Annotated in this window: 14 protein-coding genes; 8 read left to right on the forward strand and 6 right to left on the reverse strand. The window is 64.7% G+C overall.

Annotation, left to right across the window (positions count from 1 at the left end):
• Positions 1-7: 7 nt before the first annotated feature.
• The 3 genes from BUA05_RS05075 to BUA05_RS05085 are packed head-to-tail and all read left to right on the forward strand — an operon-like array spanning position 8 to position 2,767.
• Positions 8-802 carry a type III pantothenate kinase gene (locus tag BUA05_RS05075; RefSeq protein WP_072673712.1) on the forward strand — a complete coding sequence of 265 codons (795 nt, stop codon included), beginning with the start codon at positions 8-10 and terminating at the stop codon, positions 800-802.
• A gap of 25 nt (positions 803-827) precedes the next feature.
• Positions 828-2,483, forward strand: coding sequence for a ribonuclease J (locus BUA05_RS05080; RefSeq protein ID WP_178139141.1), 1,656 nt, complete (start codon positions 828-830; stop codon positions 2,481-2,483).
• On the forward strand, positions 2,483-2,767 hold the full coding sequence (locus tag BUA05_RS05085; RefSeq protein WP_072673587.1) for a DUF1467 family protein: 285 nt from the start codon (positions 2,483-2,485) through the stop codon (positions 2,765-2,767). The genes BUA05_RS05080 and BUA05_RS05085 overlap by 1 nt, the downstream gene beginning before the upstream one ends.
• Before the next feature lie 46 nt (positions 2,768-2,813).
• On the opposite strand, the gene BUA05_RS05090 is transcribed toward BUA05_RS05085, so the two are convergent.
• Positions 2,814-5,282, reverse strand: coding sequence for a coiled-coil domain-containing protein (locus tag BUA05_RS05090; RefSeq protein WP_245790089.1), 2,469 nt, complete (start codon positions 5,280-5,282; stop codon positions 2,814-2,816).
• 155 nt (positions 5,283-5,437) lie between these two features.
• On the opposite strand from BUA05_RS05090, the gene BUA05_RS05095 reads away from it, so the two are divergent.
• The 4 genes from BUA05_RS05095 to BUA05_RS05110 all read left to right on the forward strand — a co-directional run bounded on the left by BUA05_RS05095 (position 5,438) and on the right by BUA05_RS05110 (position 9,436).
• Positions 5,438-5,749 carry an Hpt domain-containing protein gene (locus tag BUA05_RS05095; RefSeq protein ID WP_072673589.1) on the forward strand — a complete coding sequence of 104 codons (312 nt, stop codon included), beginning with the start codon at positions 5,438-5,440 and terminating at the stop codon, positions 5,747-5,749.
• A gap of 108 nt (positions 5,750-5,857) precedes the next feature.
• Positions 5,858-7,054 carry a hypothetical protein gene (locus BUA05_RS05100; RefSeq protein ID WP_143150260.1) on the forward strand — a complete coding sequence of 399 codons (1,197 nt, stop codon included), beginning with the start codon at positions 5,858-5,860 and terminating at the stop codon, positions 7,052-7,054.
• Positions 7,055-7,091: 37 nt separating this feature from the next.
• Positions 7,092-8,033, forward strand: coding sequence for a hypothetical protein (locus BUA05_RS05105; RefSeq protein ID WP_143150261.1), 942 nt, complete (start codon positions 7,092-7,094; stop codon positions 8,031-8,033).
• Positions 8,030-9,436, forward strand: a complete 1,407-nt coding sequence (locus BUA05_RS05110; RefSeq protein WP_084662482.1) for an ATP-binding protein — start codon at positions 8,030-8,032, stop codon at positions 9,434-9,436. The genes BUA05_RS05105 and BUA05_RS05110 overlap by 4 nt, the downstream gene beginning before the upstream one ends.
• Positions 9,437-9,553: 117 nt before the next feature.
• Here the strand turns inward: BUA05_RS05110 and BUA05_RS05115 are convergent, their stop codons facing one another.
• Genes BUA05_RS05115 through gltX form a run of 4 tightly spaced genes read right to left on the reverse strand, consistent with a single transcriptional unit; the run spans position 9,554 to position 12,889 of the window.
• Complete coding sequence (locus BUA05_RS05115; protein ID WP_072673591.1) at positions 9,554-9,847, reverse strand: hypothetical protein; 294 nt, start codon at positions 9,845-9,847, stop codon at positions 9,554-9,556.
• A gap of 44 nt (positions 9,848-9,891) precedes the next feature.
• Complete coding sequence (locus tag BUA05_RS05120; protein WP_084662491.1) at positions 9,892-10,089, reverse strand: hypothetical protein; 198 nt, start codon at positions 10,087-10,089, stop codon at positions 9,892-9,894.
• Between the two features lie 22 nt (positions 10,090-10,111).
• Complete coding sequence (locus BUA05_RS05125; protein WP_072673593.1) at positions 10,112-11,398, reverse strand: citrate synthase; 1,287 nt, start codon at positions 11,396-11,398, stop codon at positions 10,112-10,114.
• Positions 11,399-11,416: 18 nt separating this feature from the next.
• Positions 11,417-12,889, reverse strand: a complete 1,473-nt coding sequence (gene gltX / locus BUA05_RS05130; protein ID WP_072673594.1) for a glutamate--tRNA ligase — start codon at positions 12,887-12,889, stop codon at positions 11,417-11,419.
• 173 nt (positions 12,890-13,062) lie between these two features.
• Between gltX and BUA05_RS05135 the strand changes: the two genes are divergently transcribed.
• Positions 13,063-15,219 (forward strand): ComEC/Rec2 family competence protein, encoded by a 2,157-nt coding sequence (locus BUA05_RS05135; RefSeq protein ID WP_245790090.1) that lies wholly within the window; start codon positions 13,063-13,065, stop codon positions 15,217-15,219.
• Positions 15,220-15,249: 30 nt separating this feature from the next.
• On the opposite strand, the gene lexA is transcribed toward BUA05_RS05135, so the two are convergent.
• Entirely contained in the window at positions 15,250-15,936 is a 687-nt protein-coding gene (gene lexA, locus BUA05_RS05140) for a transcriptional repressor LexA (protein WP_072673596.1), read from the reverse strand.
• Between the last annotated feature and the right edge of the window lie 121 nt (positions 15,937-16,057).

A 16,057-nucleotide genomic window follows, 5' to 3' on the forward strand; every position in this document is an offset into this window, starting at 1 on the left:
GCATCAGATGCTGCTCGCCGCCGATGTCGGGAACACCAATGTCGTCTTCGCCTTGTTCAATTACGACGAGGACGGGACGCACCATATCCGCGCGCGCTGGCGGATCGCCACTGACCCGCGCCGCACGGGCGATGAATATGCGGTATGGCTGCTGCAATTGCTCAAGATCGAAGGCGTCGATCGCACCGACATCACCCAGATCATCGTCGCCTCGGTGGTGCCGCGCGCGGATCATAACCTTACCGTGCTGTGCCAGAAATATTTCGGCCTCACGCCGCTGTTCGCAGGGCAGGGCAAGGCGGCGTGGCGGTTTGATATTGATGTCGACCAGCCATCCTCGCTCGGGGCCGACCGTGCGCTCAATATCCTTGCCGCGCATCACAAGTTTGGCGGCGATCTGATCGTCGTCGATTTCGGCACCGCCACCAAGTTCGAAGCGGTTGATTTCACCGGCGCTTACAAGGGCGGATCGATTGCGCCGGGGATCAACCTGTCATTGGATGCGCTGGTGGGCAAGACCGCGAAGCTGCCGCGCATCGCCATCCGCACCCCTTCCAGCCGCAGCGTGATCGGGCGCAACACCGAAGATCAGATGCTGATCGGTGTGTTCTGGGGCTATGTCGCGATGATGGAAGGCATGGTTGCGCGGATGCAGGCCGAAATTGGTCGCCCCGCGAAGGTTGTAGCGACCGGCGGGCTCGCCATATTGTTCGATGACGCCACAGACATTTTCGATCACGTCGATGCCGACCTGACACTGGACGGCCTCGCGATCCTTGCCCGTCAGGCCGAAACCGCCTGACGCTTCAAACAGAACCGGAAACCCATTGAAGAAAGATTTTACCCCCGAAGACGAATTGCTGTTCCTTGCGCTCGGAGGCTCGGGCGAGATTGGCATGAACGTCAATCTCTATGGCTGCCAGGGCAAGTGGATCATGGTTGATCTCGGCATGACCTTTTCCGGCACCGAATATCCCGGCGTCGATCTGGTCTTTGCCGATCTCGATTTCATCGAGGAACGCGCGAAGGATCTTATCGGCATCGTCCTCACCCACGCGCATGAGGATCATATCGGCGCAGTTCCCTATTTTGCAGGAGAACTGGGCGTGCCGCTTTACGCAACGCCCTTCACCGCCGATCTGGTGGCGCGCAAGCTGGAAGAGGCCGGGTTGCTCGGCAAGGTCGAGTTGAACATCATCGAGGAGGATCATGGCGAGATCGCGCTCGGCCCGTTCACCATCACCTACCTGCCGCTGGCGCATTCAATTGCAGAGGGCAACGCGCTGCTGATCGACACGCCGCACGGGCGCATCTTCCACACCGGCGACTGGAAGCTGGACGAAGAACCGATCATCGGCGAACCCACGACCGAGGAAGAACTGCGCGAAATCGGCGATGAAGGCGTGCTGGCGCTGGTGTGCGATTCGACCAATGTCTTCAATCCGGAGCCGTCCGGTTCCGAAGGCGCGGTGCATCGCGCACTGATGGAGGAGGTCGCGCGCCACAAGGGTAAGCGGGTGGTTGTCACAACCTTTGCCAGCAATGTCGCGCGGCTTCAGACGCTGGGCGAAGTCGCGCGTGAGACCGGGCGGCAGATCTGCGTCGCGGGCCGCTCGCTCGACCGCATCATCGAGGTCGCGCAGGATAATGGCTATCTTGAAGATTTCCCGACGCCTGTCAGTTTCGACACCGCGATGGGCCTGCCACGCGGCGAAGTGCTGATCATTGCCACCGGCGGGCAGGGCGAGCCACGCGCCGCACTGGGCCGGATGGCAGACAATAGTCACCCCATCGAACTGGCCGCAGGCGATGTCGTGCTGTTCTCCTCGCGCCAGATTCCCGGCAATGAAATTTCGATTGGCAAGATCCAGAACCAGCTGGCCGCGCGCGGTATTCAGATGGTGACCGACCGGCAGGCTTTGATCCATGTCTCGGGCCATCCCGGGCGACCCGAGCTTGAAGCGCTGTATGGATGGCTGCGCCCCGAAGTGCTGGTGCCGGTGCACGGCGAGATCCGCCACATGGCGGAACAGGCACGGGTCGGCAAGGAAAGCGGCATTCCGGCGCAGGTGGTCCAAAAAAATGGCGACATCATCCGTCTCGCTCCGGGATCGCCGGGCAAGCTGGCCGAGGTGCGCGCGGGCCGTCTGGTGCTTGATGGCGACATCATAACACCGGCCAATGGCGATTCGGTCACCATGCGCCGCCGCATCGCCGCCGAAGGCGTGCTGGTGGTGGTGCTGGCCCGCGGCACCCGTCCGCAGATCGAGGCGATCGGCCTGCCGCTGGAGGAAGATCTGCCCGATTTCCTGGAGGAAGCAGCAGGTGATGTGCTGACCGCGCTGGGCCGCCTCAAGGGCAAGGACGCGCGCGATGAAGCGGTGATCCGCGAAGCCGCTCGCCTTGCCGCGCGGCGTGCGGCGCAGCGATGGTCAGGCAAGAAGCCGCAGGTGCGAGTGGTCATGCCCGGAAGCCCTGCCTGATGCAGTTCACCTCGATTGCGGCGATCTATTTCCTGTTCTGGGTCATGAGCGCCTTCATTATGCTGCCCTTTGGCGTGCGCACCGCCGACGAGGTGGGCGCGCCCAAGGTGCCGGGGCAGGCGGACAGCGCGCCGGTCAACTTTCGCCCTGGCAAGCTGGCGTTGCGTGCGACCATCATTGCAGCAGTGTTTACCGGATTGTTCGTGGCCAATTACGAATATGGCTGGATCACCGTCGCGGATATTGACGTCCTGCCAAAACCGCCGGGCGCTCGCCCGGCATAGAGGGCTTTCATGCCGGTTGAAATCACCCGGCGACCCGGAAACCGCTCTAGGTGCGCAGGCGCTGGATCGCCTGCGCCAGCGCGACATAAAGCTTGCCCATGTCCGAACCCAGCATCGTCACGCTCAGCACGTGGCCGTCGCGGGTCGACAAGGTCGAACGCAGCATTGCCTCGAAATCGTGAATGTAGCGGGTGACATTGGACTTGAAGTCATGGTCGCTCTGATAAAGCTCGGCAATGTCGCGCGCCGTGCCATTGTCGATCAGCCGCACGGCGCGGCGGGTGAAGATCCCGCGGTCGCCCTTGAGATAGGTGTCCCACGCGGTGTCGGCGACTTCGGCCGATAGCGCACCGGTGATGTCGATCGCCGCCGAATTGAGGCTGTCGGCGATCAGCGCCATGCGCCGCGCGAAGTCGTTATTGACCTGCTCCTCCGCCAGCTCGCGCGCCCGCGAGACGCGCTGTTCGAGATTGCCGGTAAGCTCGTTGACCCGCACCATCTGGTCGCGCAACTGGATCACCACCTCGCGGCCGACCCCCGAAGCATGGGCGGCGGCTTGCTCGATCTTGCCCATGGTGGCGGCGGTTTCGTTGCGCAGCGTGCGTTCGAGCACCTGCACCGTCTCGCCGCCAAGCGCCTTGGCCAGCACGGCGGCTTTTTCGCGCACACCATTATCGAGCGTGACAAACGCCTGCGCGATGGCATTTTCCAGCGCGGCCAAAGCCGCACGCAACCGTTCCTGCGTGTCGTCTGCCAGCGTTCCGCTTTCTTCGGCCAGCTGGGCAAATCCGCCGCGCAGCCCCTGCAATCGGGCCAATGTGTCGTCGGATTGTTCGGCAAGGCGGGTGCGGAAGCCGGCAATGGCTTCGTCGGCGGCGTCGATCTCTGCGCGGGTCTTGAGAAGATAGTCGGACAGATCCCCGGCCTGTTCGCTGGTGCGTAGCATCAACTGGTTGACCTCGCCCGCCCGATTTTTGACCGATTCGAGGCTGCCGTCAGCGGCGGCGATGGCCTGTTGCAGATCATCGCGGCTCGTGCGCGCGCCTGACTGGATGATTTCAAGCAGCCGCACGCCGCTTTCGGTCAGCTGGGCAAGGCGGGCCTCGGTTTCGGCGAGACCGATGCGCTGGGCCGACAGCTTTTCGTCCAGATCATCGAAGCCGCTCGAAAGGCTGGTGCGTGCGGTATCACCGTTTTGGCTGATCTTGCCGAGCAGCGCGCCGAATGTCTCAAGCTGTGCCGCAATAGCCTCGCCATGCGCGACCAGCTTTTCAGTATCGGCAAGCTGGGCTTCGCGCCGCTGGGCAAGGGCATCGTCAAGCGCGGCGAGCCGCTGAGCCAGAACCTCGCTGGCCTGCGCCTCGCGGGTGTCGAATTCCGCCTGCCGTTGCTCGATCGCCTCGGCAAACCTGACATCGCGCTCGGCGATACGCGCATCGATCTGCCCCGCTTCCTCGGTGATGGCGGCAATCCGCTGGCGCGCGGCGGCCAGGGCGCTGGCTTCTGTCTGTTCGACCAGCCTGAGCCGGGCGGCGACTTCCTGTTCGAGCGCTTCAAGTTCGGCGCGCATCTGCTGGCGGGCGTTCTCGTCGGCTTCGCGCAGGCGTTCAGCCGCGGCGGCGATATCTGTTTCAAGCTGGCTTGTCTGTGCGCGCATGGTGCCCAGCGCGGTGGTTTCCATCGCCTCGATCCGCTCACGATATGCAGCGGTTTCACCTTGCAGACCGGCGAAGCGTTCGGCCACGAGGGTTTCGATCCGCGCAACCTGCGCCTCGAAGCTGTCCAGTGTTTCGCCAATCGTGGTGCTGAGGCCCTGCACCCGGGTTTCGCTCGTGCTGCCGAGCTGGCCCAGCCGTTGAAAGCCCTCGGTCAGGCGTTCAAGCTGGCTTTGCGCATTATGGCCCGCACCGCCGATCTGGTTGGCGACATCGCGCGCGGCATTGGCAATCACCGGCAGATCGTCGCGCAGCTGGTTCATGTTGCCCAGAGCGGTGTCGCTGGCGGTACCGATCGCCTCGACCTGCGCGCCGTTGCTGGTGATAAGCTGCTGCAATTCGGCGGCATTGGTGGAAATCCGCTCGGCCGCGATCCGGCCCAGCGCTTCAAGATCGCGCGATTGCGCGGCGAGAAACTCCCGCGCAAGGCTGAGCTCGCGGTTCACCACCTTGAGCCGCACCTCAAGCTCGGCGCTTTCCCGGCTGAGCAGGGCTGCGCTGGCAGCAAACCGGTTCGCTTCGGCGCGCGAGGACCGCATTGCCAGCAGCCACATGATTGCGATCAGCGCGACCGGCACCGACCATTGCACAATCCACCCGGCCCAGGCGGCAGGAGGCGGCCCGGCGATGAGTTCAGCACTGATTGTCCAGCCGAAAAAGCCCGTCCAGCCGGCGATTGCCAGCAGGGCGAGGGCAGGGGCAAGCCAGCCGAAACGGGACGCGGGCGGGGCGGCAGGTTCACTGTCATCCCACGCATCCTCCAGCAGCATGTCACCGCTGTCCTGGGGCGCATCGGGCATGCCCGCAGCCTCCGTCGAACCGGGTTGCGATGCGTCATCCGCGCCGCTCTTGCGCCCCAAGGCGCGTATCTGGTGCCGTTCTGCCATAGCCCCCTCATACCACAGCCGGAATCGGGATAAACCCCGCTTTAACCTTGCCGGTGTAAGTCCATCCCATGGCTTATGACAATGGAGCACTCGACGCGACACTGGCGGCAGCAGCCGGCAATGATGCCGTGCTGATGCGCGAGCTGCGCGGTGCGTTCCTGGAAAGCGCCCGCCGTCAGCTTGATCTGCTCAAGCGGGCGCGCTGCGATGGCAACTGGACCGTCGCGGCAATGCGCATCAAAGGGCTGGCAGCAAGTTTCCACGCCGACGAATTGCTGGCCGCTGCCGACCACGCGCTGAATTCTGCGCCGGGTGAACCGATGGCGATCCGTGAGATCGAGTCGGTTCTGACCCGGTTTGGCGGCACCGCGCGGATTTGATCAGGCAAACTGGCCGCTAATTCGGGCAAAGTCCGGGCACGTGGCTTGAACCGCTGCGTCGAAACCGCCAATCCCGGTGCATCAGACCCCTTGTGAAAGGCGGCCACGATGCGCACGGCCCTGGTTGCAGCCCTCAGAAGAACCGCTAGCGGTGCCTTGCGCGCCGAGCTCCCGCTTGCCGGGCGTTCGGTGCTGGCGCGGCAGGTTGAAGTGTTGCGTGCACAAGGCTGCGAGCGGATCTTGTGCCTGTGCGAGCGGGTTGATGGCGAGGTGTTGCGGGTGCAGCAGGCGGTCGAGGCCTCGGGCGGCACGTTTCAGGCCTTGCGCGGGTTCCTGCACTTGCCCGCGCTGGTGCGCGCGGAAGATGATCTGGTGATCCTTGCCGACGGCCTGCTGCCGGATCCGGGGCTTGTCCGCGCCCTGTTTGCAGATGGCGCGCAGCCGCCGCGCTTCGTTGCGTCGCTGCCGGCCGATAGTCCGCTGGTTGCGCTGCATCCGGATGATTTTGAACGTATTGATGCCGGGCATCATTGGGCCGGGTTGCTGGCGATGCGCGGCGCCCCGGTGCAGCAACTGGCCGATTTTCCGTCCGATGCCGATGCTGTCTCGCTGCTCTTGCGGCTTGCCCTGCAGGCCGGGACCCCATGCCGTGCGCTTCCAGATGAGGAGCCTTCGTCCAAGGTGTGGTTGCTGGCTGACGACCCGGCCGCGCTGGCGGTGAAGGAACAGGCATTGATCGCACGCGCGGCCGGTCCGGTGGATTGGCGCGCACCGATGATTGCGCTGGCCAACCGACTGGTCGAAAGCCTCATGCCGCGCGCTTTGCCGCAAGGAGCGCAGGCGGGGGCGGCTGCATCGATCCTGTTTCTGGCGCTGGGGGTGCTCACCGCTGCATCGGGCGCTGCGGCCGCCGGGCTGGGACTGGCCGCGTGCGGTGCCTTTGCCCTGAATATCGCCGGTGCCTTTGCCCGGCTGCGGTTGCTGCTGCTGGGTGAAGGGCCATCGCCGGTTGTTCTGGCGCGACTGGGCTGGGTGGCAGACGGGCTGGCCGCGATCGTTCTGCTATTCGCGCTTGCGCCATGGCCTGTGGTCTTGCCGCTGGCCGTGCTGGGGCCGCTCGCGATCGGGCTGGCGAGGCTGGCGGCGCAGGGCCGGCGCGGGGCGGTGGCGATCATCCTGTCCGACCGCATAGCGCTGTTGGCTGGCTTTGCGATTGCCCATCTTGCAGCTCTCCTGCCCGAGGCGCTGGCGCTGTTCTGCCTTGTTGTTCTTGCTGCTTTGCTGCTGCGCAGCGCGCCGGATTGAACTAACACGGATTTAACTATGCGCAGGCTATATGCGCATGATGGGCGAAGAAGCGATGGACTTTGCTGGCGGCGGAATGGTCGAGGCGATCCTGCGGGATGAACTCGCGCGTGAGGAGCGCGCGCTGGGTTCTGTCGTCCCTGTTTTGCGTCATTTGCTGGCAAGCGAAGGGCAGACGCTGGTGAGTGACGCCATTCTGGCGCGGGTGCGCGGGATGCTGGCGGATCTTGCGGCGCAAATGCTGGCGGTGGCCGAAGGGCGCGATGCTGCCCTGCGGATGTCGGGCGCAGGCGATACGGCCGCGCGCGATATGCTGGCCAATGCACTGGCGGGTGATCCTGCCCTGCTGTCGTTCTGCCATGCGCTTGCCACTGAAAGCCAGCTTGCCCTGCGGCTTCAACAGCGCAGCGGGATCGACCCGGTGCTGAGCCCGCTGCTGCAGGAACTGATCGCTTCGGATATGCCGGCAATCGCGGAACTGGCGATGAACACGCTCGCCGCACAATCGCGCTTCATCCAGAGCCAGCGCCGCATGGAATTGCCGCTTGGCGAACTTCCGGCAGAGCTGTTTCATGCACTCGTTGCAGGGGTTGAGCGGCAGATTGATGACGCCGCCGGGATCGCGCGTCTCCAGCAGACCTATGATGAGGGTGCGAGCCGGCTTGGCCTGCTGGCCCGGCTTGTTTCGACCATGCGGCGCGGGGCGGTGGCGGCGCTCGCGCTTGATCATGCCGGACTGGCGCTGTTCTCCAGCGCGCTCGCAGCCCTTGCCCGCCAGCCGCGCGCGGCAGCCGTGATTGCCTGCCATGAAGGCCAGGGCGCACGGCTTGCACTTGGCTTGCGCGCCGCTGGTCTGGGGCCGGAGGCGATCGAGCGCCAGTTCTTGGCTGTCCAGCCTTCCGCGCGCATCACACCGGGCATTGCCGATGTCTCGCCCGATCAGGCACGCCTGCTGCTGGCCGCGGGGCAGGCTGGATGAACAGCATGGACCGCCGCGACAGCCTGCTTGGCGCCCGCGGGTTTACCGATGCGGCCGACCGCCTGATCAGCGCGGACGAGGCGCTGGCCGAGCTGCACCAGCGCTGCGGTGGGCAGATGTCCGGCACGCTGGCGATTCCGGAATTGCTGGCACTGGTGCGGCAGGGCCGCCGCATGGGCCTCAGGATCGCGCGGGAATTCTTCGCCTTTGACGGCGAGGCCCGGATCAGCGGCTTTGCGCGGATTCACCCGCTTGCCGAGGCTGAGGGCGGCGGCTGCGAGGTGCTGGTTGAAAACTGGCAGCGCAGCGCGGCCTCGCCATCGCAGGGCCGCGAATTGGCCGAGCGGCTTGATGCGATTGACCGTGCCACCGCCGAAATCAGCGCCCGGCTAGACGCGCGCCAGCGCGTGCAGGTGCTGAGCGCGCTCGCGCCCGATGCGGCCGAACTGCAAACGGCGGCAATGATGGCGCCGGGCAAGGTATGGAGCGATCTGGTCGCGCTTTCCGGCATCTCCCATCAGCAACCGCTGCACTGGCGGCTGCTGGATGGCACGGCGTGCCAGTTTGCCGGATCGCAGCGCCACTGGCGCGTGCGGCTGATTCCGCTCGGTTCCGATCCGCAGGCCCCCACAGGGTTTGAACTGCTGTTGATCGCCGAAGAGCCGCTGGTGGCAGAGGCGGCGGGAGACGAATATGGGCAGGGTGAAGAGGCAACGCCCACGCGCCTGATCGGCACTGCGCTTGCCCCGGTCTTGCGCCAGCCGGTGGCGCGGATCATCGCCAATGCCGAAACCATCCGCGCGCGCCTTGCTGGCCCGTTGCGCGATGAATACAGCGATTACGCCGGCACCATCGCCAGCGCCGGACAACACCTTGCAGCAATGCTGGATGATCTTGCCGATCTTGAAGTGGTCGAAACGCCGGGCTTTGCAACGGTGCGCGAACAGGTCGATCTTGTAGATGCGGCGGGGCGGGCAGCGGGGATCCTTGGTGTTCGGGCGCAGAACCGCGAGATCAAGCTGATTGTCGCGGGTGAGAGCAGCGGTGCGGCGGCGATGGCCGAGTTTCGCCGGGTGCTGCAGATCCTGATCAACCTGATCGGCAATGCGATTGCCTATTCGCCGGTCGGCAGCACCGTCACAATCACCGCCGCTGCGGCGGACGAGGGCCGCGTGGCGGTCAGCGTCGCCGACGAAGGGCCGGGGGTGACGCCCGAGCAGGCACAGCGCATCTTCGAGAAATTCGAACGCTTGGGGCGCGACAATGACGGCGGGAAGGATGGAGGTTCGGGCCTGGGCCTCTATATCTCGCACCGCCTTGCCGAGGCGATGGACGGCAGCCTGACGGTGGAGAGCGCCAAGGGCGGAGGTGCGCTGTTCACGCTGGAACTGCCGGCGGCTTGAGACGCACTAGTTGCGCACGGCTTCGAACTCGGCGGGCGTGAATTCGCAGATGCATTTGGCGGCAAGCGAGGCTTTGCGAGTGTACTCAAGACGAGCACCGCTTGCGGGTCTGGCCGCTTATGGCCGGTAGCAGGTTTCCAACTCGCGCGGCTGAAGTATTTGAAGGGTCAGGCTTTGGGGGGGCAGGCCGAAAACGCTCTTGCCGGTGCTGAACGCGATCAGATCACCGCCACCATGCAGACCGGGGAAAGGCTTGACCGGGGTCTGGCTCAATACCTCGAGCGATGCCATCGCCATTATCGCGTCGCGAAAGGGCAAATCGCAGTCGAACGCGTTTCTCGCGTCCTGTCCCTGAGCCGTGCCTGCAAAAGCAAGCGAATCGAATGCAGAGACGTAGGTCGGCGTGTTCATTCCATCCTTTTGCAAAAAGGATCGCGACCGCCAGCACCATCGGCCTAGTCGCGCGGACGGCCAAGCCTGCTGGCGCCCCAAATCACAAACGCTCCCCCGACTGCGGTAAGCGCGCCGTAGAGTGCCCATTCGGAGCTTGCCAGCATGAAGGTACCGGCGGGCCAGTTGAGCAGGCCCAGCCCTTGGAGTGCCCACATGGTGCCGAACGCAATCAGCAAGCCGCCAAACGCTTTCAGCACCATCCGGAACATCGCAGCAAAGGCCTTAACGCTTGTCCAGCGGCACGTAATCGCGCTGGGTCGGGCCGGTGTAGAGCTGGCGCGGACGCCCGATCTTCTGGCCGGGATCGGAGATCATCTCGTTCCACTGCGCTACCCAGCCGACCGTGCGGGCCAGCGCGAACAGCGCGGTGAACATGGTGGTCGGGAAACCGATCGCCGACAGGATGATGCCCGAATAGAAATCGACGTTCGGGAACAGCTTCTTCTCGATGAAATAGGGATCATTGAGCGCCAGTTCTTCCAGCCGCAGCGCGGTTTCGAACAGCGGATCATCGACCTTGAGCGCATCGAACACCTCGCGCACGGTCTTCTGCATCACCGCAGCGCGCGGATCGTAGTTCTTGTAGACGCGGTGACCAAAGCCCATCAGTCGGAACGGATCATTCTTGTCCTTGGCGCGCTCGATGTAATGCGGGATCTTGTCGGGGGTGCCGATTTCACGCAGCATGTTGAGCGCGGCTTCGTTGGCTCCGCCATGCGCCGGGCCCCACAGACAGGCAATGCCCGCCGCGATGCAGGCGAACGGGTTTGCGCCCGATGAACCGGCGAGGCGCACGGTCGAGGTCGAGGCGTTCTGTTCATGGTCGGCATGGAGGATGAATATCCGGTCCATCGCCCGCTCCACCGCCGGGACCACTTCATATTCCTCGGCCGGAACGCCAAAGGTCATGCGCAGGAAATTGCCGGTGTAGGACAGACGGTTGTCCGGATACATGAAGGGCTGACCGACCGCATATTTGAACGCCATTGCCGCAATTGTCGGCATCTTGGCGATCAGCCGGTGCGAGCTGATCTTGCGGTGTTCGGGATCGGAAATGTCCGTGCTGTCGTGATAGAATGCCGACAGCGCGCCAACCACGCCGCACATGATCGCCATCGGGTGCGCATCGCGGCGGAAGCCGCGATAAAAGGTCATCAGCTGTTCGTGCAGCATGGTGTGGCGGGTGATGGTGTAGGTGAAATCGTCAAGCTCGTGGCTGCTCGGCAGTTCGCCATTGAGCAGCAGGTAGGAGACCTCCATGAAGCTCGAATGTTCGGCCAGCTGGCCGATCGGGTAACCGCGGTGCAGCAGCACGCCTTCGTCGCCATCGATATAGGTCAGCGCGCTTTCGCAAGATGCGGTCGATGTGAAACCGGGGTCGAAGGTGAAGGCACCCGTCTGCGCATAGAGCTTGCGGATGTCGACCACATCCGGGCCGGTGCTGCCTTCGAGCACGGGATACTGATACGAATTTCCGCCCAGATCGAGTTTCGCCGACTTGTCTGCCAAGGTCTGTCTCCTGTCCAATTACCCTGCCTGATCCTGCTCTTGGGCAGCTTGTGCCTCGAGCCGGGCCAGAGCTTCATCCCGTCCCAGAAGGACCAGAACATCGAAAATACCGGGTGAGGTGGTCGTCCCGGTCAGCGCCGCGCGCATCGGCTGCGCCAGCTTGCCGAGGCCCAATCCCAGATCCTCTGCCAGCGACTTCGTAGTGGCTTCGAGCGCTTCGCTTGTCCAGTCGTTTTCGGCACCCAGCCGGTCGCAAATTTTGCGCAAGGTGGTGCGTGCATCGCCATCGAGCAGCTGGGCGGCCTTCTCGGTCATTTCCAGCGGACGTTTTGCGAAAAGGAAGGTAGCGCCTTCAGTCACTTCGTTAAGGTTCTTTGCACGCACTTTAAGTACCGGCATGGCCCGCGCCAGCAAGCCTTCGTCGGCCGCATCGCCGATCCGCGCAGCCACCAGCGCCGCAAGCCGCGTATCGTCGGCCTCGCGCAGGTAATGGCCGTTGAGGTTCTCGAGCTTTTTCATGTCGAAGCGCGACGGGCTTTTGCCCACGCCATCAAGATCGAACAGCTCGACCGCCTCGGCGCGGGTGATTTCCTCACGGTCGCCGTGGCCCCAGCCCAGTCGCAGCAGGTAGTTGAACAGCGCTTCGGGCAGGATGCCGAATTCGTCGCGATAGGCCTCGACCCCCAACGCGCCGTGGCGCTTGGAAAGCTTCGCCCCGTCCGAGCCGTGGATCAGCGGAGTATGGGCATAGACCGGATCGGGCCACCCGGCCTCTCCGGTGTCCTTGGCGATTGCGTTCATAGCGCGGATGATCGGCAGTTGGCGAAAGGCGTTATTGAGGTGATCATCGCCGCGGATCACATGGGTCACGCCCATATCGTGATCGTCCACCACCACCGCGAGCATATAAGTCGGCGTGCCATCGGCGCGCAGGATGATGTAATCGTCGATTTCCTCATTCCTGACCGTAACGGTGCCCTGCACCCGGTCATGGATGGTGATTTCGCCTTCGTTCGGTGTCTTGAGGCGGATGGTGAAGGGCGCGCCTTCGGGTGCTTCGGAAGGATCGCGGTCGCGCCAGCGCCCGTCGTAACGCAAGGGCTTCTTGAGTGCGCGCTGTTCCGCACGCATGGATTCCAGTTCCTCGGTGGTGGCAAAGCACTTGTAGGCATGGCCCGCATCGAGCAGCTGCCAAGCCACCTCGGCATGGCGTTCCGCCCGGTCGGACTGGAACAGCGGCGGCGCATCGTAATCCAGCCCGAGCCAGTCCAGCCCTTCGATGATCGCGTCAATCGCCTCCTGGGTGGAACGCTTGCGGTCAGTATCCTCGATCCTGAGCAACGTGCGACCGCCATGGTGACGGGCATAAAGCCAGTTGAACAACGCGGTCCGCGCCCCGCCGATATGCAGAAAGCCGGTGGGCGACGGGGCGAAACGGGTGACCACCTGTCTGGTGTCCTGATCACCGGTCACGCTGCTTTCGCTTGCCATGGCGTATCATTTCCTGTTCACTTTGAGCGGCTTGGGCGCTGACTTGATTTGGGCCTGGCCGGTCGGGGGACGAGCCGATGCGCGATGTGCCGATCATTCCAATGGGAGACGATCCCGGCAGCATGCCTGCCGCAAGCGTCGTATCGGCGCGGCCTTGGCAAAGCGGGGGCGGAATGTCCAGCGCTGGCAAGGGCGTATCGGGCAGGTTTGCCGACACGGCGGAGCGCTTTCTCGCCGACGCCGGGTTCGATCGCGGGCCGTGGCTGGCTGTGCTGTTCATGGCCGGTATCATGGTCTGGTTCATGCTGCCGGGGATGTGGCACTGGCTGGCGGCAATGGCCGCAGGGGGTGTTCTGGCGGCGGCGGGGCTGGCATTATGGCCGCCGGGGGGGGCCGGTGATGAGACGCGTGTCCGGCTCCGCCTTGCGATGATTGCCGCAGGGCTGGTGTTCGCCGCCGGGGTTGCGGTGATCTGGCTACGATCGGAGGTCGTCGGTGCCGAACCGATCGCTCACCCTCAGGTCGCGCTGCTGGTCGGCCATGTGCTCGAACGCGAGGACCAGCCCGCCGAGGGCCGAACCCGGCTGACGCTGGCCGTGCGCGGTGTCGACAATCCTGAAGCCATAAAGGTGCGGATCAATGTGCCGTTGGAAGCGCTTGCCGGGGCTGAAGGGGTGCTGGCCGAGGGCAAGGTGGCCGAGGGCGCAGTGGTGCGGCTGCGTGCGCGGCTGATGCCGCCTGCCAGCCCGATGTTGCCGGGTGCCTACAACTTCGCGCGCGCAGCATGGTTCAAGGGGCTGGCTGCAACAGGTAGCGTCGTCGGCCCGGTTGAACTTGTCCGCGCGGCACCGACAAGCGGCGGGATCGCGACAATCCAGCGGGCCTTGTCGGCCCATGTCCGCGCGCGGGTCGATGGCTCGGCGGGTACCATCGCCGCCGCCTTTGCCAGCGGTGATCGCGGCGGCATTGCCCGCGCCGATGAAGAGGCGATGCGCGATGCGGGGCTTACCCATCTTCTGTCGATCAGCGGGCTGCATGTCAGCGCGGTGATTGCGGCGGCCTATCTTGCGGTTCTGAAGTCGCTCGCCCTGTGGCCAGCACTGGCGCTGCGGGTGCGATTGCCGGTCATGGCGGCGGCAGGCGGGGCTTTGGCGGGGGTTGGGTACACTCTGCTGACCGGGGCCGAGGTGCCGACCGTGCGAAGCTGCGTTGCCGCCATGCTGGTGCTGATCGCGCTGGCGCTGGGACGTGACGCCCTGTCTCTGCGGATGGTGGCTGTAGCGGCGGGGTTCGTGCTGCTGCTATGGCCGGAGAGCGCGATTGGCCCGAGTTTCCAGATGAGTTTCAGCGCGGTGCTGGCGATCATTGCGCTTTCCACCAGCGCACCGGTGCGGGCATTTCTGGCGGCCCGCGAGGAAGCGTGGTGGACGCGGTTCGGGCGGCGGGTGGTGATGTTGTTTGTCACCGGTATGGTGATCGAACTGGCATTGATGCCGGTGGTGCTGTTCCATTTCCATCGTGCCGGGCTTTACGGTGCATTTGCCAATGTGATCGCGATCCCGCTGGTTACCTTTGTCTCGATGCCGCTGATTGCCCTGGGCTTGCTGTTCGACCTTGTCGGAGCGGGCGCGCCGGTCTGGTGGCTGGTGGAGCGATCGCTCGATCTGCTGCTGGGGATCGCGCATTTCACCGCGAGCCAGCCAGGCGCGGTGAAGCTGATGCCGCAAATCGGCGATGTGGCGATCGCGCTGTTCGCGTCGGGCGGCTTGTGGCTGGCGCTGTGGAGTGGGCGGGCGCGCTTGTTGGGACTGGTGCCGGTGATTGTCGCAAGCCTGATTACGGTTCTGACTCCGGTACCCGATCTGCTGGTGTCGGGCGACGGGCGACAAGTGGGCGTCACCATAACCGCAGCCGACGGCACGCGGCGGTTGCTGTCTTTGCGGGACAGCCGATCATCCTATGCGCGCGACAATCTCATTGAGCTGGCGGGGGTAAAGGGCGATCCGGTGCCGCTTGCAAAGTGGCCCGGCGCCCGCTGTTCCAGCGTTTTTTGCACGCTGGTGATCAATCGGGGCGGACGCGACTGGGCGATCCTGATGGCGCGCAGCCGTGATCGGGTGGAAGAACGCGCACTTGCGAGCGCCTGCGCCGAGGCCGATATCGTGATTGCCGACCGTTACCTGCCACGTTCGTGCCGCCCGCGCTGGCTGAAGGCCGACCGGCGGTTACTGACCGCCACCGGAGGGCTATCGATCGACCTTGATCGTCGGACTGTCACCACCGTGGCCCAGCGTGAAGGCGGGCATGGCTGGTGGCGCGGGGACGGTTAGCGCCGTCCGCCCCGCGCGCCGCCTGCGCGATCAATGATAGCGCCGCAGCAATCCGGCGAGCTTTCCCTGCACCTTGACTTCATCGGGCCGGTAGACCTGCGGTTCGTAGGCGCCGTTGGCCGGATCGAGCCGGACCATCCCGCTTTCCTTGCGCAGATATTTGAGTGTCGCTTCCTCTCCCCGCACCAGCGCCACCACAATCTCGCCGTCGCGGGCGGTTTCGGTGCGCCGGACGAGCGCGAAATCGCCATCGAAAATGCCGGCTTCGATCATCGAATCCCCGGACACTTCAAGTGCGTAATGCTCGCCGGGGCCAAGCAGGGCCGCCGGAACGGGCAGGGTGCTCTGGCCTTCAAGCGCCTCGATCGGGGCGCCGGCGGCGATCCGGCCGTGGAGCGGCAGTTCGATCACGTCATTGGCCGGTTCGGGCGCGGTGCGCGCCTGCGCGAGCGGCACGACATTACCCGCACCTGCACTGGATGAGCGGGCAGCCGGGGTGGTATCGCCGGGCTGGCGGATCACTTCGAGCGCGCGCGCGCGGTTGGGCAGGCGGCGCAGGAACCCGCGTTCCTCCAGCGCAGAGATCAAGCGGTGCACGCCCGATTTGCTCTTCAGGTCGAGCGCTTCCTTCATTTCTTCGAAACTGGGCGAGATGCCGGTTTCTTCCAGCCGCTGCTGGATGAAACGGATCAGTTCGTGCTGCTTTGCCGTCAGCATTGATCAAGTCTCCTTTGGTCGCATCAACACCCGCCCGCGCGGGCAAAGCGTGCCAATTTCCTGTGTGCGCCAACAGCCACCTGCCCGGAGGGCAACAGGAGCGTCAGGCGCAGGCCCCGCC

The organism is Erythrobacter sanguineus, assembly GCF_900143235.1.
Lineage (GTDB): Bacteria > Pseudomonadota > Alphaproteobacteria > Sphingomonadales > Sphingomonadaceae > Erythrobacter > Erythrobacter sanguineus.